The sequence below is a fragment of the Leptolyngbya boryana PCC 6306 genome (assembly GCF_000353285.1).
Lineage (GTDB): Bacteria > Cyanobacteriota > Cyanobacteriia > Leptolyngbyales > Leptolyngbyaceae > Leptolyngbya > Leptolyngbya boryana.
In genome coordinates, this window is record NZ_KB731324.1 from 5320539 (window position 1) to 5345243 (window position 24705).

Genomic DNA, 24705 nt, shown 5'->3' on the forward strand with positions numbered 1-24705 from the left:
TTATTCCTCAATTACCGCAGTTCGATCGAGTAAGAGTAAGTCTCTGAGTTGATCGGTGTTTAACTCAGTCAGCCAGTTTTCACCTGTGCCGACAACTTGTTCGGCTAAGGCTTTTTTGGATTCGATCATGTCGTGAATTCGTTCTTCTAAGGTTCCGGTACAAACGAATTTGTGAACCTGAACATTGCGAGTCTGACCAATGCGGAAGACACGATCGGTCGCTTGATTTTCAACGGCGGGATTCCACCAGCGATCGTAGTGAAACACATGATTCGCTCGCGTCAAATTCAAGCCAACGCCGCCTGCTTTGAGCGACAGAATGAAGATTCTTGGTGCTTGGGGATCGTTTTGAAAGCGATCAATCATCGCTTCGCGCTGTTTCTTGGGTGTACTGCCGTATAGGAAGAGTGTTTCTCGTCCCAATTGTTTTTCGAGATGCGGTTTGAGCAGTTTGCCCCATTCGGCGAATTGCGTGAAAATTAATGCGCGATCGCCTTCTGAAACTGCTTCTTCGAGCATTTCTTCGAGACGTTGTAGCTTTGCGGATCGATTAGATTCAGCTTGCTCTTCTTTGTTGAACAAAGCGGGATGATTGCAAATTTGTTTGAGCTTCGTGAGCAGTGCAAGAATAATTCCTTTGCGTTGAATTCCGTCTGCCGCTTCAATTTCCGCGAGTGATTGATCAACGGTTGCTTGGTATAAGGCAGCTTGTTCGGCAGAAAGTCCGCAGTAGACAGCCATTTCCTGCTTTTCAGGGAGGTCTTGAATGATAGTTTTATCGGTTTTGAGGCGGCGCAAAATGAAAGGTTGAGTCAGAGATCGCAAAGTTTGCATCGAAGTTGTGTCGCCATACCGCTCGATCGGAATCGCAAACCGTCTTTGGAAGAAGTTTTTTTGTCCCAAATAGCCAGGATTGAGAAAGTCAAGAATTGACCAGAGTTCAGTTAAGCGATTCTCAACAGGGGTTCCAGTAAGCGCAATGCGGAATTCTGCTTCGAGTTCTCGAACGGCTTGAGATTGTTTAGCTTCTGCGTTTTTAATGTTCTGTGCTTCGTCGAGAACAATTCCTTGCCACTCAACAAGCTGAAGGGTTTTGAGATCGCGTTGAACAAGTGTGTAGCTTGTAATGATTAAATTCGCACTTTTAGTAGCTTTGGCAAAAGCTTGATTCTGCGATCGCTTGTCCCCGTGATGCACGATTACTTTTAAGGTCGGGGCAAATTTTTTCACTTCTCGTTCCCAGTTTCCGAGAACAGACGTAGGACAAATCAGCAGGATCGGTTGCTCTAATAGTCTGTTCTGTTTGAGCGTCAGAATGAAGGCAATGAGCTGAATCGTTTTTCCAAGACCCATATCATCTGCCAAACACGCGCCCAGTCCCCATTTTTCTAGAAATTGCAACCAAGCGACACCGCGAGCTTGATAAGGTCGCAACTCGCCTCGGAATTCTTTGGGGGTTTCGATTTCTTCTAGCGTTCCGGTTCCCGTTAAGGTTGTGACTAGCTCTTGCAATGCACCCGATGCTTCAAAACTGACGACTGGCAGTTTCTCGATCGTTTGAGTATCGCCTGTACTAATTCGCAAAGCATCTTCGAGCGAGAGCGTGGTTTGATCTTTTCGAGCCGCAAAGAAAGACTGAGCAGATTTGATATCTGACGATCGCAGTTCGACCCACTCGCCGTTAATCTCGACTAAAGGTGAATTCTGAGCGACTAAGCGATCGAATTCTTTTTTGCTTAGGCTCTGCCCCCCGATCGACAATTCCCACTGAAAATTCAGCAAGCCTTGTAAGCCGAGTTTTCCTTTTTTCTGCTTGGTTGGTGTTGACGCTTTGATGCGTAGACCCAAGCGATTTGCCAGTCCGCCGCGATTCGCCAAGCTCTCCGGGAGAATCACTCCAATCCCACTATCCTGCAAGCGCCAGACCGTATTCATGATGAATTCGTACGCCTGTTTTGGGTCGAGTTGCAGGGCTTGGGGTCGAGCGTCTTGCAGGCTTGGTTCAATCAGCGGATACAGCCGAGAAGCGAGTCCTAACCCCATGAGTAAAGTCTCTTGCGGTCGCTCGATGATGCGTCCTTCATGCTGCAACCGTTCGACAGGATTTCGCCAAATGATCGGAGCACTGACTGTGAACTCCGGATCATCGATCGCTTGGAGCAAGTATTCAATTACCCAACTCTGATACGCTTCAACAGGTGGAATCAGCTTGAGACAAACGCGAAACTGTTCTTGATCTTTTTGTAATGGCGCTTTCCAAATCTCTAGTGCATTCGATAGCGTTGTTGCATCTGTTTCACTGAGCGTTGCAGCTTTTGTTCCTAATCCTTGTATCCAAGTTTGTAAAAGCGATGAGGGTTTGGCGATGCTCACCGATTGACGCACTTGAGCATCGACCATGTGATTCAGAAAATCTCGCAGCAGATCTTGAGGTTCGATCGGCAAATCAATCGCGAGTTCTTCCCCAGACTGATAGAGGCGACACACGGAAGGCATCTGTCGGATAAAATGCCGCGATCGCATCTGATCGGTGGAGCTATCAAGCAGAACTTCCCAATGATGCAAGCCGGGGAGAAACTTCGATCGAGCTAGCAAATCTAAAGCCCATCTCGCGACATGCGACCAAAATCGTAAATCTCCGCCGACAAAAGATTCTTCGCCGAGCGTTCCGAGCGGCACAGAATTGAGCAATTCAAATGCTTGAGCAGGTTCAAGCCACAGTCCTGCGACCTGCCACGGATACAGCACCCACTCAGACACCGGAGCTGCTGAAAGTTGAGGAGCATCTCCTTCAGTCGGCAGTGCTAAACCGCGAACTTGCCAATTTTTTAGGGTCGTTGCTGACTTTCGCCCCCGTTTTGTATCCTCTTCTAAGCTCGGCACTTTTAACGGCAAAGCTTCTAAAAACGTCAGCAACTCAGACTGATTCATCGCATAGGGATGGAGCGGAACGCCTGGAGCATCTTGTTTTGCTTCTAAGCGCCGCCAAGTCTCACCCCATAGAAAAAAACCGCCCTGAGAAACCCAACTACCGTGTAAAACTGCCATGCTGATCTATATGGATAAAAGCAAATAATCCTGAATTGGTGATTTAATCTTCCAAGACATCTCACGTTTGACTTAGAATCCGCTGCAAAATTTAATTTTAGCGATCGCGATTTCTCAATACAGAAAATCAATAAGCTTGATATTTTATTAAGTAGTTTAACAAGCCGTTAACATTGTTGAACTGTTGCGTTTACGCGATTATTCTAGCGCGATCGCACAAGGCAGGTTGCCCTTGATTTCGCTTGACCCTTCTGGCTTTAGATCCGGAGTAAAAGAACAAGAACGCTCATTTTCTCCAAGCTCTAACTTAAAAAAACCTTCACTATAGATCAAATAGCAAATCCTGCCACATTTCTTATTGAGTCGAGCAGAAACCTCCCGAAAATCTCCCGGTATTTGCAAATAAAAAAAGCAGCAAAAGTATATCAGTGTTACGATTGCAAGAACACTAAAAAAGAGAAGAAAGGACAATACACTTCATGCAAGAGTTCGAGAAGTCAATATCCTTTGATGGTAGGGATATTCGACTCAAAGTAGGCTTGTTAGCACCCCAAGCTGGAGGTTCAGTTTTAATCGAATCTGGAGACACGGCAGTCCTCGTTACCGCGACCCGTGCGAATGCCAGAGAAGGAATCGATTTTCTACCTCTGTTGGTTGATTACGAGGAGCGCTTATATGCAGCCGGACGAATTCCCGGTGGCTTCCTCCGACGTGAAGGACGACCCGCTGAAAAAGCAGTTTTGACGAGTCGTTTAATCGATCGCCCCTTGCGCCCCCTATTTCCCTCCTGGTTACGAGACGATATTCAGGTCGTCGCTACCACAATGTCGATGGATGAGCGAGTTCCTCCGGATGTTTTAGCGGTCACAGGTGCGTCGATCGCTGTACTCCTCGCGAAAATTCCATTTAATGGTCCGATGGCTGCGGTGCGAGTTGGATTAGTCGGCGATGATTTCGTGATCAACCCCACTTATAAAGAAGTGGAAACGGGTGATTTGGATCTCGTCGTGGCTGGTTCTCCCGATGGCGTGATCATGGTTGAAGCTGGCGCGAATCAACTGCCAGAAGCCGACATGATCGAAGCGATCGATTTCGGTTACGAAGCGGTGCGCGATCTGATTCAGGCACAGCGCGATTTGCTTAAAGAATTGGGAATTGAACTGGTGCAAGAAGATGCGCCTGTGATTGACCAAACTCTAGAGAATTTTATTCGAGAGCGAGTGACCGCTCCTGTGAAAGAAATTCTCGGGCGGTTCGAGAAAGATAAACCGACTCGCGATGCAGCATTAGATGAAGTGAAGGCTTCGGTGGTGACGGCGATCGCAGAATTAGCCGAAGACGATCCGGTGAAAGTTGCCGCAGCCGCAGATTCTAAAGCGCTGAGCAATACTTTCAAAGATGTGACGAAAACGCTGATGCGTCGTCAAGTCGTCGAAGATAATGTGCGCGTAGACGGTCGGAAATTAGATGAAATTCGTCCGATCTCTTGCCGAGTTGGGGTGTTGCCTCAGCGGGTGCATGGCAGCGGCGTGTTTAATCGTGGATTGACTCAAGTTTTGTCGATCGCGACGTTAGGTAGCCCAGGCGACGAGCAAGAAATGGATGATTTGCATCCAGACAGCGAAAAACGCTACTTGCATCACTATAATTTCCCGCCTTTCTCAGTCGGCGAAACCCGACCGATGCGATCTCCCGGTCGGCGTGAAATTGGTCACGGGGCATTAGCCGAGCGTGCTCTGGTTCCCGTCTTACCTCCGAAAGAGCAATTCCCGTATGTGATTCGGGTCGTCTCAGAAGTGCTGTCTTCTAACGGTTCGACCTCAATGGGTTCGGTTTCGGGTTCAACATTGGCGTTGATGCATGCAGGCGTTCCGATTTCTAAGCCTGTGAGTGGTGCAGCGATGGGCTTGATCAAAGAAGGTGAAGAAATTCGCATTCTGACCGACATCCAGGGAATTGAAGATTTCTTGGGCGATATGGACTTCAAAGTGGCGGGAACCGATACCGGAATCACGGCATTGCAGCTCGACATGAAGATCTCAGGTCTACCGATGGATGTGATTGCTTCAGCCATTCATCAAGCGAAACCCGCTCGATTGCACATTCTCGGCAAAATGCTAGAAGCGATCGACCAACCGCGTCCGGAGTTGTCTCCTTATGCACCTCGCTTGCTGACGATCAAGATTGATTCTGATCAAATCGGCATGATCATTGGACCAGGAGGCAAGACGATTAAAGGCATCACCGAAGAAACGGGAGCCAAAATCGATATTGCTGAAGATGGAACTGTGACGATTAGCGCGATCGAAGGCGAGAAGGCGAAACGGGCGAAAGCGATCATTCAAGGCATGACTCGCAAGCTGAGTGCTGGAGATGTTTACGCTGGAAAAGTCACACGAATTATTCCGATTGGGGCTTTTGTGGAATTCCTGCCGGGTAAGGAAGGAATGATTCACATTTCGCAACTGGCTGATCATCGAGTTGGCAAGGTTGAGGATGAAGTCACGATCGGAGATGAAGTGGTTGTGAAAATTCGGGAGATTGATAACCGAGGACGAGTGAATTTGACTCGCCTAGGAATTCATCCGGATGAAGCAACTGCGGCTCGAGAAGCTGCAGCGAAGTAGAACGCTTTAGTTTAAGCTTCAATCTTTCCTGAAAAGGGAAGCTAGACCTCACATCTAGCTTCCCTTTTGTCATATTGAGGCATCGCATAACTCGATGGGCAGACAACCTGGCGAATTTGGAATTGGTATGATGAGTGCGATTTCATGGATAGGAGGCTCATCAGTGATAGAGTGGTCGATCGCTCAACAAACTTCTTTGGACAGCAATTCAGCTGTTGATACACAGACAGCCGCTACTATCCCCGAAGTAGTCATCATTTTAATTATTCTGCTGCTGATTGCGACCATTGTTGCTTTAGTCACTCAAAGTCTGAGAATCCCTTATGTAACTGGATTAGTTTTAGCAGGGTTGCCAATTACGGAGCTTTGGTCGCGACGGATTGGATTAGATCCTGTCTTGGTTTTAAATCTTTTCCTTCCGATTCTGATTTTTGAAGCGGCAATTAATACCGATATTCGTCGTCTCCGCAGCACTTTTAAACCGATCGCGCTATTAGCAGGACCAGGTTCGATCTTTTCCTCAGCAGTTATTGCAACTCTACTAAAGTTTGGACTGGGACTCGATTGGATTTCTGCCTGTCTGGTTGGCGTGATTTTGGCAAACACGGATACCGTCTCCATGATTGCTGTATTCAAGGAGATCCGCGTTCCTTCTCGATTAACAACAATTGTGGAGGGAGAAACACTCTTCAATGATGCGGCTGCGCTAGTCTCGTTTAATTTACTTCTAGTTGTCTACGCCACAGGCTCGCTTACCGCTGTTCAAGGAATACGAGAAGTGCTCTTAGTTGCAATCGGCGGGGCAATGGTTGGAGCCGTTTTAGGGTATTTATGCCTTCCCATCTTTGTGCGATTGCAAGATCCGTTAAGTAGCCTTTTATTAACAGTTGCGCTGGCATTAGGAACGTTTCAGATTGGGCAATCTCTGGGTGTTTCGGGTGCAGTATCAGTTGTGGTTGCGGGGCTAATTTTTGGCAATTTGGGGCTGTCTCGAAGTTCTTCTGCGTCAGAACGAATTGCGCTCTTGAGCTTTTGGAACTATGCCAGCTTTGGTGTGAATACTTTTATCTTTTTGCTGATTGGGATTGAAATTAATATCGAAACGCTGTGGAAAATTGCGCCTGCGATTCTGTTTGTGATTTTGGCATATCAATTAGGTCGGATTCTCTCTGTCTACTTACTCCTTGCAGGACTGCGTTGGTTCGATCGACCGATTCCACTCGTCTGGCAGCATGTTTTATTTCTGGGCAACATTAAAGGCTCACTCTCGATGGCATTAGCCTTGAGCATTCCGCTGACCGTGACGTATCGAAGTGACATTATTGCTCTGGTATTTGGTGCGGTCTTATTCTCTCTCGTTGGGCAAGGATTAAGCTTGCCCTGGATGGTCAAACGGCTCAAAATTGCCCGTATTTCAGATACATTGCAGCAGGCAAAGCAATTGCAGATGCAGTTAATTGCGTCGAAAGCGGCTCAGGAAGAACTCAGTAGTTTGCTGAGATCGGGGGTACTCCCGAAGGCGATTTATGAAGAGTTATGGGCATCCTACCAAGTCCGGGTCGTGCAATCTGAGCACGTGCTCCGCGACCTGTACAATCAACGTCAATCAACTCGTCGCGAGCCTGAGCACAGTGAGCTAGATGCAATTCGACGACGATTGCTGCTGGCAGAAAAAGGGGCCGTGGCGAATGCACTCCGCAAACAGATTTTGCCTGAAGATCTGGTGCAGACATACATCAAAGAGTTAGATGAGAAACTTCTAACGTTAGAAGATGACTAGCATGGGCGATCGTTGAAGAATTAGCACTTGTATCCAATTTGGCGTAAGAATGCTTGTCGAGTTTGAATGTCTTCATTTGTTTCCACACCTTTCGGTGAGAATCCATCAATGACACCTAAAATTCCGCGACCTTGTTCACTTTCTGCCACAATGACTTCAACAGGATTCGCAGTCGCGCAGTAGATGCTGCACACTTCAGGACATTGTTTGATTGCGTTGAGAAAGTTAATTGGATAAGCATTTTTCATCAGTATGACAAAGCTGTGTCCTGCTGCGATCGCTTGAGCATTTTTCACAGCGACTGCTTCTAAGGTTGGATCATTGCTGGCTTTCCGAATCAAACAGGGTCCTGATGCTTCACAGAAAGCAAGTCCAAACTTGACTTGAGATGAAATCCCGACCAATATTTCATACAAATCTTCAACGGTTTTAATGAAATGAGTTTGACCCAAAATTAAATTGCTGTCTTCAGGAATGTCTAATTGCACTGTTTTCAGTTCCATGTTGAGTTCTCCTGAGCACACTTCTAGCCGATAGATCTAGAACATAACCTTGAGAATCTTGTGAAGAGGCGCTTTAATCGATCGCGATTTGGTGTCATGCCGACTCATTTGAAGTTTTTGTACTCGAGCTAACGCTGCTCGGTAATTTGCTTGATCTCCTCGTGCGTTAAAGAGTTCGGCTGCTTTTTGGAAATCTGCGATCGCATGTTCAGTATCACCTTGGTCAAGGTAAGCTAAGCCTCGATTATCATAAGCCTCGCCAGAAGTTGGATCGATCTGAATTGCCGTTGTATTGTCTGCGATTGAACCTGTCAAATCCCGAATCATTCGACGTGCTTCACCTCGACTAAAGTAAAGTACAGCAAGAGTGTCTCCAGGAACTCCGAGATTCAGGGCTTGAGTGTAGTCTTCGATGGCTGGTTGGTACTTTTTGAGATAATGACGAGCCGCTGCTCGATTAAAGAAGGCTAAAGCTTGATATGGAGATAATGCGATCGCTCGAGTTGCATCTGCTTCTGCACGCTCGAACTCATCGACCATCAAATACAATCCTGCCCGATTGGCATAAAGTCTTGCATTGTTGGGATGAAGCTCGATCGCACGGTCTAAGTCTGAAATCGCGCCTCTAAAATCGCCTCGATTTGCCTTTTCAACCGCTTGCCAGAGCCAATCTTCAACCGTAATTTGAGCAATAGAGATGGCTTGATTTTGCAAGTTTGAAGAGGATGAGTATTGCACTGCTTGAACATCATTTCTGATCGAAAATCCCTCGATCAGAAGTGCGATTGCAACACTAAAGCTCAGCATAACTTTTGAGATGCTGCTCATAACAAAACTTCCTTCAGCATTCGATTGCTGAGTTTTGATGACGTTTGGAAAAAATGTCGTCGATTGCTTTCGACCGCTTACAGGCTCATTTGTCACAGATTAAATCTGCCCAATACAACTGAGCTAAGAGATCTTGAATTTTACTAAACAATGGCAGATTCCCTTGGCGATTGAGTTTGAGTTCATCTTGTACCAGCACGGTTGCAGCATTGACTTTAGGAGCGGCAGGCAATCGAGGTAGATGGGTTTCGGCAATTAAGGCTGTCGATTGTGGTACGACGATCGCTGGATTTTCTTGCGGCTCAGTTGGTTCATCCCACGGATCAGGGATGGAATAGCGATCGATATCTAACAAGCCGAGAGAGGGTCTGTCTGAAGCAATGTTTAATAACATAATTGCCTCCTCTAAATTGTGATTTCTCCTCATTGCAATCGTAAGCAACAAAGTTGAGGAACTTGTGAGATTTGATCAAATTGGCAATCCTCACAAGTTTCTCAAACTCTTCTCTTACTGTGAACGCAGAGGAAATATCCTGCAATTCCTCAGAGGAGGTATGCTATGACATCGCTGAAATCCTCAAGATTGATTGGCGCGAGTCTACTCGGTCTGGTCTCGTTGGGTGGAATAGGTTATGTGATTTGGCATCTTGTCCAACCTCGTCTCTATCCAACCGATGCCAGCCAACTTTTTCCTACAGCTCAATCGACTGTGGAAGCCACGAGAGAGGTTCTAAGCTGTACCATCACAATGGCAGAAATTGATACACCTCACCCGCCGCTTCCCGTCTATTTTGCTGCCAATAATCCGACAAGTCGGATCGTGGGTCACTTAGACAATCATGCGTTTGTCACGGTGGCAACAGAGCAAAATGGATGGTTCTTGATTCAGAATCCTATGCAAGGCTGGATTCCAAAAACACAGACCCAAAATAGCTGTAATGAAAAAGTCGAATTGGTCAAGTTTAGTCCGAAAGGAGGTCGAAGTGCGATCGCCGATCGATTTGTGGGATCAGGAAGCCACCTTTATCGTGTCCCGCTTACTCAAGGATCAACGCTAACGGTCTCGAATACGCGCGGTGTGTTGCCTTTTGTCCTTGATCCAGACGGAGAAATGTTTGGAAATCCGAAAGAGAGTCAGATCAACTGGACAGGTCAAATTCCACGCACTGGAGTTTACACCTTAGAAATGCTCTCGCAGCATAAAGGCTATCGATATGCTTTTACCGTTTCTGTAAACTAAGGCGAAGTTGCTATGCAGTGGAGAGAGTTGGAAACAGTAGATTCTAGGATGAGTTTCGACAATATTGCTGATCTGTACTGGCGATGTACTAGCGTGAACGTTGCCGTAACTGTTCGTCAACTTGCAGTGAGGGGATAACGTATCATGAATGAAATCAATCTTGGCGATCGCGTTGTTATCCAACGACAGAATTTACAAAGCCTCTTTGCTGCGCTTCAGCAATTGGGATATGAGCTAATTGCGCCTACCATTCGGGAAGCAGCAATTGTTTACGATGCAGTGTCTTCTGTTGAGGATTTGCCGATTGGATGGACTGATGAACAATCCGGAGGAACCTATCGCCTCAAGCGACGCGAGGATCAGGCGTTGTTTGGCTATGCCGTGGGCGCGCATTCGTGGAAAAAATATTTGTTTGCACCCCAGGTTCGACTTTGGCAAGCAGAGCGTAAAGGGCAAGAGATAACGATCCGTGCAGACCCGCCAGACACAACAAAGCGCGCTTTTATTGGTGTGCGATCGTGTGATCTTCATGCGATCGCGATTCAGGATCAAGTCTTTCTGCATGGAGAAGCAGTTGATCCGCACTATCAATCCCGTCGCCACGATAATTTTGTGATTGCGGTGAACTGTGGACAGGCAGGGAGAACCTGTTTCTGTGTGTCCATGCAAACGGGACCCGAAGCTACGAGCGGATTTGATTTGGCATTAACGGAGGTACTCAATCCGACGCATTACTTTGTTGTCGAGATTGGTAGTGAAGCGGGGCGAGACATGCTTCAAGCTGTGCCTCATACGATCGCAACGCCAAATGATCAGGAGATTGCTCAACAGATTGTTGCAGAAACGGCGCAACACATGGGACGCACGATGCCAACTGAGGGCATTAAAGAATTGCTCTACGACAATCTAGAACATCCCCGATGGAATGACGTTGCTTCGCGATGTCTCACCTGTGCGAACTGTACGATGGTCTGTCCGACTTGCTTTTGCTCGACAGTCGAAGATACGACTGATTTAACAGGCGATCATGCTGAGCGCTGGCGACAGTGGGATTCCTGTTTCACAATGGATTTTTCTTACCTGCATGGTGGCAGTGTGCGCGTCAGTACAAAATCTCGCTATCGCCAATGGATGACCCACAAATTAGCTTCGTGGATTGATCAATTTGGCACGTCGGGTTGTGTGGGGTGTGGACGATGTATTACTTGGTGCCCCGTTGGGATTGACATTACGGAAGAAGTCAAAGCGATTCGAGACAGTCAGGAGGTCAAACACGAATGATGACGAACTTGGCACCGTTGTTAAAAGAACATGCTTTTTTTGAGGGGTTGAAGCCTGAGTATATTGAACTCTTGGTTGAGTGTGCGTCTAATGTTCGGTTTGAGGCAAATCAACTGATTTTCCGACAAGGGGAAAATGCCGATCGCTTTTATCTGATTCGACAAGGCAAGGTCGCAGTCGAGATTAGCACCCCTGGACAATCTGCGATCGTGATTAAAACCTTGATGGAACATGATGTTATGGGTTGGTCTTGGCTATTTCCGCCTTACCGCTGGCAATTTGATGCTCGGGCGATGGAGCTAACTCGGGCGATCGCACTTGATGGTCGATGCCTGCGAGGGAAATGTGAGTCTGATCCGGTACTCGGTTACGAACTGATGAAACGCTTCTCAGCGATTATGCTCGAAACATTACAAGCGACTCGCCTCCAATTGCTCGATCTCTACAATGTGCCGAGTCGGAGGGCGTAATGATCCTAGAACCGATGCAGCCTCACATCTACCGAGTACGGCAAACGCGGAAAGAAACCCATGACACCTTCACAATGGAGCTAGAACCTGCGCAAGGGAATCAACCGTTTTACTTTGCGCCAGGTCAATTCAACATGCTCTATGCTTTTGGGACTGGAGAATGTGCAATCTCTATTAGTGGGAATCCTACTGAGCCAAACAAACTCTTACACACGACTCGGATCGTGGGTAATGTGACGACTGCATTGAGTAAATTGCGGCCGGGTGATTCGATGGGCATTCGAGGTCCATTTGGCAAGGGATGGGATTTGCAAGCCGCAGAAGGCAATGATGTGGTGTTTGTTGCTGGAGGGATTGGATTAGCTCCCTTACGTCCTGCGATCGCTTACGTGTTGGCGAATCGAGCTAAGTATGGCAAAGTCGTGATTTTGATTGGAACACGCACGCCCCAAGATATTCTATTTCGGCATGATTTGAAGCAGTGGCGATCGCGTCTTGATTTAGAAGTTTTTGTCACGGTCGATCGGGCTGAACCGGGTTGGCAAGGCAATGTAGGAGTCGTAACTGCTTTGATTCGACGTGCGCCTTTTGATCGACTGAACACAGTTGCAATGATTTGCGGCCCCGAAATTATGATGCAGTTTACCGTGATGGAATTGCTCAAACGAGGGGTGAGTCCAGAGAGCATCTACATCACGATGGAACGCAATATGAAATGCGCGATCGGGTTCTGCGGACATTGCCAGCTAGGGCCGACCTTCATCTGTAAAAATGGCCCCGTATTTCGCTATGACCACATCAAATTCTGGTTTGACCAGCGGGAGTTTTAGAGTAATGAAACAGCTACATAAGCCGAAACTTGCTGTTTGGAAATTTGCGTCCTGTGATGGGTGTCAATTGAGCTTGCTCGATTGCGAAGATGAATTGCTAACTGTGGCAGGAGAGATTGAGATTGCCAATTTTATGGAAGCTTCTAGTGCAGTTGTCAAAGGTCCTTATGATTTGTCGCTAGTTGAAGGTTCGATCACCACTCCTCACGATGCAGAGCGAATTCATCAAGTCAGGCGGGCTTCAAAACGACTTGTGACAATTGGTGCTTGTGCAACTTCTGGGGGCATTCAAGCGCTCCGAAATTTCAAAGATGTCAAAGCCTTTACTTCGATTGTTTACGCTAAGCCAGAGTACATTGAAACTCTGAATAAATCGACTGCGATCGCAGATCATGTGTTCGTTGATTTTGAACTTCGAGGCTGTCCGATTAACAAGCATCAATTGCTAGAAGTGATAAGTGCTTTTTTGAGCGATCGTAAACCTGTCATTCCTACTTACAGCGTGTGTATCGAATGCAAGCGTCGCGGAAATGTCTGTGTGATGGTTGCCCACGGAACGCCTTGTATGGGGCCTGTGACGCAGGCGGGATGTAATGCGCTTTGTCCGGCGTACAATCGAGGGTGCTATGGCTGTTACGGTCCGATGGAAAGCCCGAATACGGCTGCATTGAGCCAATGGTGGAAGCAGTTAGGAGTGGACGAAACAGATCTGGTTCGGGCATATCGCACGTTTAATGCCTATGCAGAAGCCTTTCGCAAAGAGAGTGAGCGTCATGAGCAGTAAAACGATCAAAGTCGATTATCTCGCTCGCGTAGAAGGTGAGGGTGCGATGTATGTGAAGATCCGCGATCGTAAAGTGCAAGATGTGCAGCTTAAAATCTTTGAACCTCCTCGATTTTTTGAAGCATTTTTACGCGGACGGCAATACAGCGAAGCTCCTGATATCACGGCTCGAATTTGTGGCATTTGTCCGATCGCGTACATGATGAGTTCGATTCATGCAATGGAAAATATCTTGGGCATTGACGTCGAAGGTGGATTGCGCGCACTCCGGCGATTGATTTACTGCGGCGAATGGATCGAAAGTCATAGTTTGCATATTTTCATGCTGCACGCGCCGGATTTTCTGGGTTACGAGAGTGCCATTCACATGGCAAAGGACTATCCGGAGCTTGTGCAGCGGGGCTTAAGACTGAAGAAAATTGGCAATCGAATTCTAGCTTTGATTGGTGGGCGAGAAATTCATCCGATTAACATTCGAGTAGGTGGATTTTATAAGCTACCGACTCGGCAGGAACTACGATCGCTGATTGATGATTTGCAATGGGCGTGTGATACAGCAGAAGAAACTGCACGATGGGCAGCAACCTTATCCTTTCCTGAGTTTGAGCAAGACTATGAATTCGTTGCGCTTCATCATCCGAATGAATATCCAATGAATCAAGGACGAATCATTTCTAACAAAGGATTAGATATTTCAAATGATCAGTTTTATGAATACATTGAAGAACAGCATAAGCCTCATTCCACTGCTTTACATGCCATCATCAAAGAGCGTGGAGATTATCTCGTAGGTCCGATCGCACGATTTAATCTCAATTGTGACCAACTCACCCCCCGCGCTCAAGCGATCGCGCGTGAAGTCGGGCTGCTTCCTATCTGTCGCAATCCATTTCAAAGTATTGTGGTTCGCAGTATTGAAGTACTATTTGCTGTGGAAGAAGCCTTGCGGTTAATTGAAACGTATGAAATGCCCGATCGAGCAGTAGTTGATTACAAGATTCAAGCAGGAGTTGGGCATGGCTGTACAGAAGCGCCCCGCGGAATTCTCTATCATCGCTACAAGATTGATGAAAAAGGCGATATTCTTGATGCCAAGATTGCACCACCGACTTCGCAAAATCAAGGCAGGATTGAACATGATCTGTGGCAATTTGTAGAGCAACAGATCGATTTAGCAGATGATCAATTACGATCGCAGTGTGAACAGCTGATCCGAAACTACGATCCTTGTATTTCCTGTTCAACGCATTTCTTGAAGTTAGATGTCGATCGAGCCTAACCCAATGCAAAATACGATGCTGATTGGTGTGGGAAATGAATTTCGACACGATGATGCGGTCGGATTAATGATTCTAAGAAAACTTCGCAATCAGCTTCCAGAAACGATTTCAACGATTGAAGCATCGGGCGAGGGAACAACATTAATCGAGTTGTGGCAAACCAGCGATACCGTTTATCTATTTGATGCTGTGTCTTCGGGTTCTGAAATTGCTACGATTCATCGCATTGATGTTCATACTCAATCGATTCCATCGCAATTTTTCCACTATTCCTCTCATGCGTTTGGAGTAGCAGAAGCGGTTGAACTTGCTCGATCGTTGAATCAACTTCCAAACAAACTCATTCTCTATGGGGTAGAAGGAAGTAACTTTGCAATTGGGATCGGACTGTCAGAAGCAGTCGAGCAAGCTATAGAAACTGCGATTCAACAAGTGTTATCAGAATTGGAGATCAACCATGCATGAGGCAAGTTTGATGAGCCATTTAATTCAAACGATTGAAGCGATCGCTCAAGAACAAAACGCGACGAAAATACTTGCTGTTAAAGTTCGATTGGGTGCTTTGTCTCATTTCTCACCTGAACATTTCACCTATCATTTTGTGATTGCCTCGCGACATACACTGATGGAAGGCGCACGATTGGAAATCGAAACCTCAGATGATTTGACTGATCCGATCGCACAAGACGTTGTTTTAGAAAGCTTAGATATGGAAATCAACGAAGCATTGCAAAGCTAATTCCTCATAGTTTTCTCAAAAATGAACGATAAAAATGATTTAGAACGATTGCGAATTCAGATTCGAGGTGCAGTTCAAGGGGTTGGATTTCGCCCATTTGTCTATCGTCTTGCTACAAATTTAGGCATGGTTGGATGGATTAAAAACTCAGCAGAGGGAGTCTGGATCGAAATAGAAGGAACGCGATCGCAGCTTGACCTTTTTCTGCTCAAACTAGAACAAGAAAAGCCTGTCCATAGCCTGATTCAACAATTACAAGCCTCTTCGCTCGTTCCACTGGATGAATCTGATTTTGAAATCTATCCGAGTGTGAGTGGAGAAAAAACGACGATTGTTCTTCCTGACCTTGCTACTTGCTCAGACTGTATCCGAGAACTCTTTGATCCGAACAATCCTCGCTATCGCTACCCATTCATTAACTGCACTCATTGTGGTCCGCGCTTTAGTATTATCAATGCTTTGCCCTACGATCGACCCAACACCAGCATGAATGCGTTTCAGATGTGCGATCGCTGTCGAACCGAATACGAAAATCCGCTCGATCGTCGATTTCATGCTCAACCCATTGCTTGTCCAGAATGTGGTCCTCGGTTGGAATGGTGGGATCATCACGGCAAACGACTAGCATCCGATGAAGCGGCGCTACAAGCAGCAATCCAAGCGATTCAGAACGGACAAATCATTGCAGTCAAAGGGTTAGGTGGATTTCATTTCATGGTGGATGCTCGGAATTCAGATGCGATCTCGACTCTACGACAGCGAAAACATCGACCTGATAAACCCTGTGCAGTCATGTATCCTTCGCTAGCAGCAGTTCAAAAAGACTGTGAGCTTTCTGACTTAGAAGCTCAACTACTCACTGCTTCAGAAGCCCCAATCGTTCTACTTCGTCGTAAAGCAAATATTAGCGTTCTTGAAAGGGTTGCACCGAATAATGCTTACCTTGGTGTTTTACTTCCATACACGCCGCTGCATCATTTGTTACTATCCGCGTTAAATTTTCCAATTGTTGCAACGAGTGGCAACTTATCGAATGAGCCGATTTGTATAGATGAGCGGGAAGCGATTCAGCGTTTATCAGGAATTGCAGATGCGTTTCTAGTTCACAATCGTCCCATTGTTCGTGCTGTTGATGATTCGATTGTGCGAGTGATTGCCGATCGCGAAATGATTCTGCGTCGATCGCGGGGGTATGCTCCGTTACCTATTGCGCTCTCCAAGCCTGTGCCAACCTGTTTAGCGGTTGGAGGACATCTTAAAAATACGATCGCACTGACAATTGATTCCAATCTCTTTGTCAGTCAACATATCGGAGATTTGGAAAATCAAGCTACCCTAAAAGCCTTCAAGCAAGCGATCGACACCTTTGAGCAACTTTATGAGGTTCATCCTGATCTCATTGCTTGTGATGACCATCCTGACTATCTTTCAACTCAGTACGCTCAGCACCGAAGCTCGAAATTTCCATCCAGTCAAATCTTTCCGGTTCAACATCATCATGCTCACATTGCTGCCTGTATGGCTGAGAACGGACTAGAGGAAACGGTGTTGGGCGTGGCGTGGGATGGCACAGGCTATGGACTCGATGGGACAATCTGGGGTGGAGAATTTTTCTTAGCGAATCTGACCGATTTTCAACGGGTAGGACACTTCAAACCTTTTAGACTACCGGGAGGTGAGAAAGCAATTCGAGAACCTCGCAGAGCCGCGATCGCAGTACTTTACGAACTGTGGGGAGAAGCCGCATTCGATCGAACAGATTTAACCCCTGTTCAAGCATTCAATGCCCAGGAGCGCGACATTCTACAAGCCATGCTCCAGAAGGAACTCAACACACCTTGGACTTCGAGCGCAGGACGGCTCTTTGATGCAATCTCAGCTTTACTTAACTTAGTGCAAATTTCAACGTTTGAAGGACAAGCAGCAATGGCGTTGGAATTCGCGTTAGAGCATATCTCAACGGATGAATTTTATCCGTCTGTCATTCATCAGGGCATTTTCGATTGGTCTACGATGGTTGAGGAAATCATTGCAGACATCGAACAAAAAACATCAGGTGCAATGGTTTCTGCAAAGTTTCATAACACAATGGTCGAAGTCATTCTTCAGTTTGCGCGACAATGGAAGCAAAAGCGCGTTGTCTTGTCTGGAGGATGTTTTCAAAATCGGTACTTCAGCGATCGCACGATTGCCCGTCTCCAAGCAGAAGGCTTCCAACCTTACTGGCATCGGCATATTCCACCCAACGATGGCGGCATTGCTGTTGGACAAGCAATCATTGCTGCATCCCAACTATTAAAGCGTGGCGGTTAAGTATGTGTTTAGCGATTCCAGGAAAAATTCTCAGCATTGAGGGTGATGATCCATTGTTGCGAACGGGTCGAGTTAGCTTTGGTGGAATTGTGAAAGAAGTAAACTTAGCCTTTGTGCCAGATGTCCAGATTGGAGACTATGTGATTGTTCATGCGGGTATTGCGATTAATCAACTCGATACTGCGGTTGCAACCCAATTTTTTGAACACTTAAATCAACTGCGTGACACTCCAGCAGAATTGCCATGAAATATATTGACGAATATCGAACCGCTGAGCTTGCTCAACGCTACACTCAAGCTATAGATCGCATCACGACGCGACCGTGGACAATCATGGAAATCTGCGGCGGACAAACTCACACCATTGTTAAATTTGGCATTGATCAACTGCTACCTCGATCGATCACGCTGATTCATGGTCCAGGATGTCCCGTTTGTGTCACATCTGCTGAATTAATTGATCAAGCTTGTGCGATCGCGGCACTTTCTGATGTCATTTTCTGCTCGTTTGGTGACATGCTCCGAGTTCCAGGGAGTCAATACGATTTACTCACGGTGAAAGCTTTGGGAGGAGATGTGCGAATGGTTTATTCGCCGCTGGATGCACTCAACCTTGCTCAAGCGAATCCCGATCGACAAGTTGTATTTTTTGCGGTTGGCTTTGAAACGACGGCTCCAGCAACCGCGATCGCAGTTCATCAAGCTAAGCAACAAAACATTCAGAATTTTTCACTGCTAGTCGCTCATGTCTTAGTTCCTCCCGCGCTCGAATTACTGCTCTCCTCGCCAGAACACAATATTGATGGACTGTTAGCCGCAGGGCATGTTTGTACAGTGATGGGGTACAAAGACTATGAGCCGATCGCTCAAAAGTATCATATTCCGATTGTCGTGACTGGATTCGAGCCTGCTGACATTTTGCAGGGTGTTTATCTCTGTGTTCAGCAATTAGAGGCAGGACAAACAAGGGTCGAAAATCAGTATGCTCGTGCAGTTCAGCGATCAGGTAATCAAATTGCACAACAACTGATGCGAGACGTGTTTACTGTCGTTCCTCGTGACTGGAGAGGAATTGGTACGATCGCTCAAAGCGGCTTAGGACTCCGAAATCAATATGCCGAATTTGATGCAAGTCTTCGATTTCAAGTCTCAGCACAGACATCTCAGTCAGAACAATCTGACTGTATCAGTGGTCTGATTTTGCAAGGAATTCGGAAACCGCAGGAATGTGCTGCCTTTGGAACACGCTGTACACCTGAACATCCTTTGGGCGCACCTATGGTTTCTTCCGAAGGAGCGTGTGCAGCTTACTATTACGCAAGGAGAATGCTATGAAAAATCACACTGAACTGAAGCAAATTGCCAGTCAAATTCTGTCTGGAATGCTGGCAAATCCGCATATTTATGCCACGGTTAGCGATGAAGAAGGGCGCGGACAACAAGAGCAAATTTTGATTCTTACTGCGATCGAGATGGCAGAAAAATTAATCGAAAAGGTAGAAGATCGTGAGTAGTCCTAATTCTCGATCGTGTCCTATGCCGATGCAAAAGTTTTCTCAAATTCTGCTCGCGCATGGCGGAGGAGGACAACTTACGCATCAATTAATTGAGCAATTGTTTATTCCGACCTTTGAAAATACTGCACTGTCTTGTCGCCATGATGGTGCAGTCTTAGATGTCCATCATGCTCAAATCGCATTTACAACAGATTCTTATGTCGTTCAGCCGCTCTGTTTTCCGGGTGGCAATATCGGGACATTAGCAGTCAATGGAACCGTCAATGACGTAGCAATGTGTGGCGCACGTCCGCTTTATCTGAGTGCTGGATTTATCTTAGAAGAAGGCTTCTCCATGCCTCTATTGCAAGACATCGTAGACTCAATGCAGCAAGCTGCTCAGACTGCCAAGGTTCAAATCGTGACCGGAGACACAAAAGTTGTCGATCGAGGTCGCGGGGATGGATTATTCATCAATACAGCCGGAATTGGAATCATTGAACATGCTTGCAAGATTGCGCCACAACAAATTCAAGTAGGGGATGTGGTCATCATCAATGGCGATATCGGTCGGCATGGCATAGCGATTATGGCAATGCGAGAAGGATTGAGATTCGAGAGTGCGATCGAGAGTGACTGTGCCGCTTTAATCGATCCAGTGTTCGCTTTACTTGATGCAGAAATTTCTGTGCATTGTTTGCGAGATTTAACCCGAGGAGGATTAGCTAGTGCCTTAATTGAGCTTTCTGAAGGAGCAGCCATGCAGATTCAACTCGATGAAGCTGCAATTCCTATCCGCGACGAAGTGCAAGGCGCATGTGAAATTTTAGGCTTAGATCCGCTATATGTGGCAAACGAAGGACGCTTTGTCGCTTTTGTTGCGCCCCAAGATGCTGAGCGCGCGATCGCGCTGCTAGAACAACATTCTCCTCATAATCCTCGGATTGTGGGGCATGTTATTCAATCAAATTCTTCCGCTGTGATTTTGAAAAACAAACTCGGAGTAGAACGCATGATCACACGACTGAGTGGAGAGCAGTTACCTAGAATTTGCTAAGTAGGGAGGTGAAATGAATTGGAAGATTGTCGCTCTAGTTGGCGTCCCGCCCTGAACTGGAAGTTCGGGCTAACTGTGCGAAGTGGGTTGAAACCCACTGAAGAGGGCGTTTTCATAGGCTGTTAGTCCCAGAGCGGACTTCGCACTGTTAGCCCCGAATTCATTCCGGGGCGGGTGAGTAACGTAGCGAGAGAACTTGCTGAGCTGATATTGAATTACGCCCATTTACTTAATGGATTTCAAAGAGAGAATTCAGCAGTCTGTCTTTGTCCCTTCACAACTTTCTCAAACTTATCCTCTACTCTCAAATCAGAACGGTCTTCTCTCTTTAGAACATTGTGAAGCCATTTATAAACTGTAGGAACAATATCATGACCCTTGGTGAATCTTCTTACATGATTTCACGCTCGATCACAGTTCAGGAACTCCTCGATCGCTATGCGGCAGGAGAACGTAATTTCAGTGATGTTGTTCTAGAACAGGCTGATCTCAGTGGTTTGTCTTTGGGTGGCATCAATTTGGGACGATCGCACCTGAAAGGCGCAAAATTAACTGATACCTCTTTGAGTGGAGCTAATTTGAATGAAGTCGATTTGAGTGGAGCCAATCTCGATCGTGCTAATTTATTTGGCGCATTTCTGAGTGGTGCTAATTTGAATAACGCAACGCTCAAAGCGACCAACTTGACCGATGCGGATTTAAGTGGAGCATCCTTAGTGGAAGCTGATTTGAGTGATGCGCTGTTACATGGAATTTGCCTTGCTGAGGCAAATTTACAGAGTGCCAAATTGACGGGAAGTAAAATGTGTGGGGCAAGGCTCTGGAAAGCAGATTTGCGAGGTGCAAATTTGTATGGTGCAGATTTGTGTGATGCGAATTTGTGTGAAGCAAATCTACAGGACGCAAACTTGAATGCAACTGATACGAGTGAAGCTTCACTGACCAGAACAGTCATGCCCCAGGGCGAAATTCATGAATAGCTATGTTGAAGAGTCCATCTGAAGCGGAGATTTTTAGGGAGCGTTCCACGACAAATTTGATGGGGAGATAGGGGGATAGAGTGAAGGGCTGAAATCGTAAATCATAGTTACCGCTCCCTGTCTCCCCACTCCGTGAAATTAATGGGTTTGACTACTAGGCTCTTTTTGTAATTCTTCAACAGCTTCCATCACATGAGTTGCATACATCAATGAGGGACCTCCACCCATAAAGACTGCAACTCCTAACATTTCCAGAATTTCTTCTTTTGTCGCTCCTGCTTGAAGCGTCGAATGAGTATGAAAAGCAATACAGTCATCGCAGTGAATTGCTACGGAAATGGCTAAGGCAATCAATTCTTTGGTTTTAGAATCCAGAGCACCAGCAGTGGAGGAAGCTTTACTGAGCGCATAGAAATTCTTCATCACATCCGGGATAGCTGTGGATAGTTTGCCTGTATAGCTCCGGATGTGTTTCATCTGGTCGGTGCAAGAATGCTTGGCGTTCGGGTTGTTTGTGTTCATGACAATTTTCCTAACGATCCAGTCTTTCTCCTTTCATCGTAAGAAGGAACCGAAGATAAAATCTAATCTCCTCAAAGAATTTAACGATCTCATCCTCACAAGTTCCTCATCATTGCCCAGTAACCTGACACTATCGTTCCTCATCATGCACGTGAGGTGAAACAATGGGCTGGAGTCCAATCGAGAAATCATTCAAAAATTGGCGAGTCAAACCTAATTTACAAAACTATGAAGAAACGCGCCGTATATTTTCTTGGGCAGAAATCGACGCTGAACTCAAAGCAACCATTGAGGGATTGAATATTGCCGATATTGCAGTCGATCGTCATGCCAAAAGCGATCGAGCCGATCACATTGCCCTGCGCTTTCTAAGAAAGAACTGGGATGTTCAAGATTTTACTTATCGCGATCTCGCTCTACAAACCAATCAATTCGCGAATGTTCTCAAAACTCTAGGAGTTGGGAAAGGCGATCGCGTCTTTGCTCTCACAGGACGGATTCCATCTCTCTATATTGCTGCTCTTGGTACATTGAAAAATGGCAGTGTGATTTGTCCACTTTTCTCTGCTTTTGGTCCAGAACCGATTTATCAACGCATGAACCGAGGAGATGCCAAAGTCTTAGTGACAACTACCGCACTCTACCAACAGAAAGTCGTGGCATTGCGCGATCGATTGCCGAAATTACAGCACATTCTTTTAGCAGATAGTGCAGATCATTTAGAAGACGGAATTTGGTCGCTGCCCAAACTGATGCAAGCGGCTACTTCTGAGTTTGAGATCGTAAGCACTCAACCAGAAGATATGGCATTGCTGCACTTCACGAGTGGCACAACTGGAATGCCCAAGGGGGCGATTCATGTTCACAAAGCCGTTTATGCTCATTACATGACGGCAAAATATGTGCTCGATTTGCATCCTGATGATATTTTTTGGTGTACGGCTGATCCAGGTTGGGTGACTGGAACGTCCTACGGGATCATTGCACCGCTGACTCATGGCGTGACGAGTATCATTGATGAAGCAGAGTTTGATGCCGATCGCTGGTATCGCATTCTCGAAACTCAAAAAGTAACCGTCTGGTACACCGCTCCGACGGCGATTCGGCGATTGATGCGCCTCGATATTGACCCGAAAGCCGAATATGATTTGAGCCATCTGCGACTCGTGCATAGTGTGGGAGAACCGCTGAATCCCGAAGCAGTCGTTTGGGGTCAGGAGAAGCTAGGCTTACCGATTCACGATAACTGGTGGCAAACCGAAACAGGTGGCATCATGATTGCTAACTATGCCACGATGCAGATTCGTCCAGGTTCGATGGGTCGTCCTATTCCTGGGGTAGAAGCCGCGATCGTTCGACGGCATGAAGACGGCACGATCGAACAAATTGACCAACCGGGCATTGATGGAGACTTAGCTCTAAAACCCGATTTTCCTTCGATCTTTCGCGGCTATCTGCATGATGAAGAACGCTACCGCAAATGTTTTGTTGGAGATTGGTACATCACAGGCGACTTAGCCATGCGCGATCGCGATGGCTACTTCTGGTTTATGGGACGCGAAGACGACATCATCAAAACTTCGGGACACATGGTTAGTCCCTTTGAGGTCGAAAGTGCATTGATGGAGCATCCAGCGGTAGCGGAAGCGGGCGTGATTGGTAAACCTAATCCGATGATTGGTGAGCTAGTCAAAGCCTTTGTTGCCCTCAAACCAGGGCGAGAACCTAGTGAAGCGCTCAAACTAGAACTTTTGGGATTTGCTCGACAAAAACTAGGAGCCGCTGTAGCTCCAAAAGAATTGGAATTTCAAGAATCATTGCCCAAAACTCGAAGCGGTAAGATTATGCGGCGATTGCTGAAAGCGCGTGAATTAGGGTTACCCGAAGGCGATCTATCGACATTGGAGACGAACTGATGAAGAAGAAACATGCAACGATACAATCTCCTACTGCTGTTGATTCCAATCAAGCACATTTGCACGATCTTCTTTATCAAATGCTGCGGATTCGTCGCTTTGAAGATAAGTGTGCAGAACTCTACAGCGCCATGAAAATTCGCGGTTTTTTGCATCTGTACAACGGCGAAGAAGCCGTTGCGGTGGGAGTTATGCAAGTCTTAAAACCTGATGATGCGATCGTGGCAACCTATCGCGAACATGGTCAAGCCCTAGCACGCGGAATTCCCATGAATACAGTGATGGCAGAGATGTTTGGTAAGCAAGAGGGCTGTTGTCGGGGGCGTGGAGGATCGATGCATTTATTTGATAAAGAGCATGGCTTCTATGGAGGTAACGCGATCGTAGGTGGTGGTTTACCCTTAGCGGTTGGGCTGGCTTTAGCCGATAAGAAATTGGGCAGAAAACGGCTCACCTGCTGTTTTTTTGGCGACGGTGCTGTTGCTGAAGGAGAGTTTCACGAATCTATGAATTTAGCGTCTCTCTGGCAAGTCCCGATATTGTTCGTTTGTGAGAATAATCAGTATGCAATGGGAACGGCTCTGAAGTATTCTCACTCAGTCACAAATCTGGTTCAGAAAGCAGAAAGCTATGGCATCGGTCATGCAGTTGTGGATGGCATGGATGTTCTAGCAGTAGAGCAAGCTGCTCAAAAAGCAGTGGTTGAAGTCCGGGAAAACGGAAAGCCCTTCTTTCTAGAATGTGTCACCTATCGTTTCCGAGCGCACTCGATGTTTGACCCAGAACTCTACCGAGATAAAGCCGAAGTCGAAGAATGGAAACAACGCTGTCCCATCTCAACACTCACGCAACAGTTAAAAGCACAAGGACAGATCACAGATGCTGATGTGGAAAGGATAGAACAATCGATCCGTCAAGAGATCAAAGATGCGATCGCATTTGCGGAAGCGGGAACTTGGGAACCTGTGGAAGAATTAAATCGCTTTGTCTACTCAGAGCCAAACGCCTAG

Annotated in this window: 23 protein-coding genes; 18 read left to right on the forward strand and 5 right to left on the reverse strand. The window is 46.5% G+C overall.

The genetic code is table 11. From position 1 onward, the window contains the following. Positions 1 to 3048, reverse strand: a complete 3048-nt coding sequence (locus LEPBO_RS0126580) for a DEAD/DEAH box helicase (protein ID WP_017290633.1) — start codon at positions 3046 to 3048, stop codon at positions 1 to 3. 479 nt (positions 3049 to 3527) lie between these two features. Here LEPBO_RS0126580 and LEPBO_RS0126585 point away from each other — a divergent pair, with 479 nt between their 5' ends. Together LEPBO_RS0126585 and LEPBO_RS0126590 are read left to right on the forward strand one after the other, a co-directional pair. Next, positions 3528 to 5675: a polyribonucleotide nucleotidyltransferase gene (locus LEPBO_RS0126585; RefSeq protein ID WP_017290634.1), complete on the forward strand. Its 2148-nt coding sequence runs from the start codon at positions 3528 to 3530 to the stop codon at positions 5673 to 5675. 94 nt (positions 5676 to 5769) lie between these two features. Then, positions 5770 to 7455 (forward strand): cation:proton antiporter, encoded by a 1686-nt coding sequence (locus LEPBO_RS0126590; RefSeq protein ID WP_017290635.1) that lies wholly within the window; start codon positions 5770 to 5772, stop codon positions 7453 to 7455. A 20-nt stretch (positions 7456 to 7475) separates the two neighbouring features. Here the strand turns inward: LEPBO_RS0126590 and LEPBO_RS0126595 are convergent, their stop codons facing one another. Genes LEPBO_RS0126595 through LEPBO_RS0126605 form a run of 3 tightly spaced genes read right to left on the reverse strand, consistent with a single transcriptional unit; the run spans position 7476 to position 9180 of the window. Next, on the reverse strand, positions 7476 to 7958 hold the full coding sequence (locus LEPBO_RS0126595) for an adenosine-specific kinase (protein ID WP_017290636.1): 483 nt from the start codon (positions 7956 to 7958) through the stop codon (positions 7476 to 7478). Between the two features lie 36 nt (positions 7959 to 7994). Continuing rightward, a complete protein-coding gene (locus LEPBO_RS40390; protein WP_017290637.1) occupies positions 7995 to 8882 on the reverse strand; it encodes a tetratricopeptide repeat protein in 888 nt (295 codons plus the stop codon). Continuing rightward, complete coding sequence (locus tag LEPBO_RS0126605; RefSeq protein WP_017290638.1) at positions 8872 to 9180, reverse strand: hypothetical protein; 309 nt, start codon at positions 9178 to 9180, stop codon at positions 8872 to 8874. The genes LEPBO_RS40390 and LEPBO_RS0126605 overlap by 11 nt, the downstream gene beginning before the upstream one ends. A gap of 165 nt (positions 9181 to 9345) precedes the next feature. On the opposite strand from LEPBO_RS0126605, the gene LEPBO_RS38395 reads away from it, so the two are divergent. The 14 genes from LEPBO_RS38395 (at position 9346) to LEPBO_RS0126680 (ending at position 21257) form a co-directional block, all read left to right on the forward strand. Continuing rightward, positions 9346 to 10026, forward strand: a complete 681-nt coding sequence (locus LEPBO_RS38395) for a hypothetical protein (protein ID WP_017290639.1) — start codon at positions 9346 to 9348, stop codon at positions 10024 to 10026. A 144-nt stretch (positions 10027 to 10170) separates the two neighbouring features. Continuing rightward, positions 10171 to 11307, forward strand: a complete 1137-nt coding sequence (locus tag LEPBO_RS0126615; protein ID WP_017290640.1) for a sulfite reductase subunit A — start codon at positions 10171 to 10173, stop codon at positions 11305 to 11307. Then, complete coding sequence (locus LEPBO_RS0126620; protein ID WP_017290641.1) at positions 11304 to 11777, forward strand: cyclic nucleotide-binding domain-containing protein; 474 nt, start codon at positions 11304 to 11306, stop codon at positions 11775 to 11777. The genes LEPBO_RS0126615 and LEPBO_RS0126620 overlap by 4 nt, the downstream gene beginning before the upstream one ends. Continuing rightward, complete coding sequence (locus tag LEPBO_RS38400; RefSeq protein WP_017290642.1) at positions 11777 to 12607, forward strand: FAD/NAD(P)-binding protein; 831 nt, start codon at positions 11777 to 11779, stop codon at positions 12605 to 12607. Before LEPBO_RS0126620 ends, LEPBO_RS38400 begins: the two co-directional genes overlap by 1 nt. A 4-nt stretch (positions 12608 to 12611) precedes the next feature. Then, positions 12612 to 13391 (forward strand): NADH-quinone oxidoreductase subunit B family protein, encoded by a 780-nt coding sequence (locus LEPBO_RS0126630; protein ID WP_017290643.1) that lies wholly within the window; start codon positions 12612 to 12614, stop codon positions 13389 to 13391. Next, positions 13381 to 14670 (forward strand): Ni/Fe hydrogenase subunit alpha, encoded by a 1290-nt coding sequence (locus LEPBO_RS0126635; protein WP_017290644.1) that lies wholly within the window; start codon positions 13381 to 13383, stop codon positions 14668 to 14670. The genes LEPBO_RS0126630 and LEPBO_RS0126635 overlap by 11 nt, the downstream gene beginning before the upstream one ends. Beyond that, positions 14654 to 15136 (forward strand): hydrogenase maturation protease, encoded by a 483-nt coding sequence (locus tag LEPBO_RS0126640; protein WP_017290645.1) that lies wholly within the window; start codon positions 14654 to 14656, stop codon positions 15134 to 15136. The genes LEPBO_RS0126635 and LEPBO_RS0126640 overlap by 17 nt, the downstream gene beginning before the upstream one ends. A gap of 10 nt (positions 15137 to 15146) precedes the next feature. Beyond that, positions 15147 to 15410 carry a hydrogenase maturation nickel metallochaperone HypA gene (locus tag LEPBO_RS0126645; protein ID WP_263970840.1) on the forward strand — a complete coding sequence of 88 codons (264 nt, stop codon included), beginning with the start codon at positions 15147 to 15149 and terminating at the stop codon, positions 15408 to 15410. 21 nt (positions 15411 to 15431) lie between these two features. Beyond that, positions 15432 to 17723 (forward strand): carbamoyltransferase HypF, encoded by a 2292-nt coding sequence (gene hypF / locus LEPBO_RS0126650; RefSeq protein ID WP_017290647.1) that lies wholly within the window; start codon positions 15432 to 15434, stop codon positions 17721 to 17723. Between the two features lie 2 nt (positions 17724 to 17725). Then, a complete protein-coding gene (locus LEPBO_RS0126655; RefSeq protein WP_017290648.1) occupies positions 17726 to 17971 on the forward strand; it encodes a HypC/HybG/HupF family hydrogenase formation chaperone in 246 nt (81 codons plus the stop codon). Continuing rightward, positions 17968 to 19059, forward strand: a complete 1092-nt coding sequence (hypD, locus tag LEPBO_RS0126660) for a hydrogenase formation protein HypD (protein WP_017290649.1) — start codon at positions 17968 to 17970, stop codon at positions 19057 to 19059. Before LEPBO_RS0126655 ends, hypD begins: the two co-directional genes overlap by 4 nt. Continuing rightward, a complete protein-coding gene (locus tag LEPBO_RS0126665; protein ID WP_017290650.1) occupies positions 19056 to 19238 on the forward strand; it encodes a hypothetical protein in 183 nt (60 codons plus the stop codon). Before hypD ends, LEPBO_RS0126665 begins: the two co-directional genes overlap by 4 nt. After that, positions 19231 to 20277, forward strand: a complete 1047-nt coding sequence (hypE, locus tag LEPBO_RS0126670) for a hydrogenase expression/formation protein HypE (protein ID WP_026148951.1) — start codon at positions 19231 to 19233, stop codon at positions 20275 to 20277. Before LEPBO_RS0126665 ends, hypE begins: the two co-directional genes overlap by 8 nt. Before the next feature lie 371 nt (positions 20278 to 20648). Continuing rightward, on the forward strand, positions 20649 to 21257 hold the full coding sequence (locus LEPBO_RS0126680) for a pentapeptide repeat-containing protein (RefSeq protein WP_017290653.1): 609 nt from the start codon (positions 20649 to 20651) through the stop codon (positions 21255 to 21257). A gap of 138 nt (positions 21258 to 21395) precedes the next feature. On the opposite strand, the gene LEPBO_RS0126685 is transcribed toward LEPBO_RS0126680, so the two are convergent. Continuing rightward, positions 21396 to 21779 (reverse strand): carboxymuconolactone decarboxylase family protein, encoded by a 384-nt coding sequence (locus tag LEPBO_RS0126685; RefSeq protein ID WP_026148953.1) that lies wholly within the window; start codon positions 21777 to 21779, stop codon positions 21396 to 21398. Between the two features lie 164 nt (positions 21780 to 21943). On the opposite strand from LEPBO_RS0126685, the gene acsA reads away from it, so the two are divergent. Then, entirely contained in the window at positions 21944 to 23695 is a 1752-nt protein-coding gene (gene acsA, locus LEPBO_RS0126690; RefSeq protein ID WP_017290655.1) for an acetate--CoA ligase, read from the forward strand. Beyond that, positions 23695 to 24705: a pyruvate dehydrogenase (acetyl-transferring) E1 component subunit alpha gene (gene pdhA / locus LEPBO_RS0126695; protein ID WP_017290656.1), complete on the forward strand. Its 1011-nt coding sequence runs from the start codon at positions 23695 to 23697 to the stop codon at positions 24703 to 24705. The genes acsA and pdhA overlap by 1 nt, the downstream gene beginning before the upstream one ends.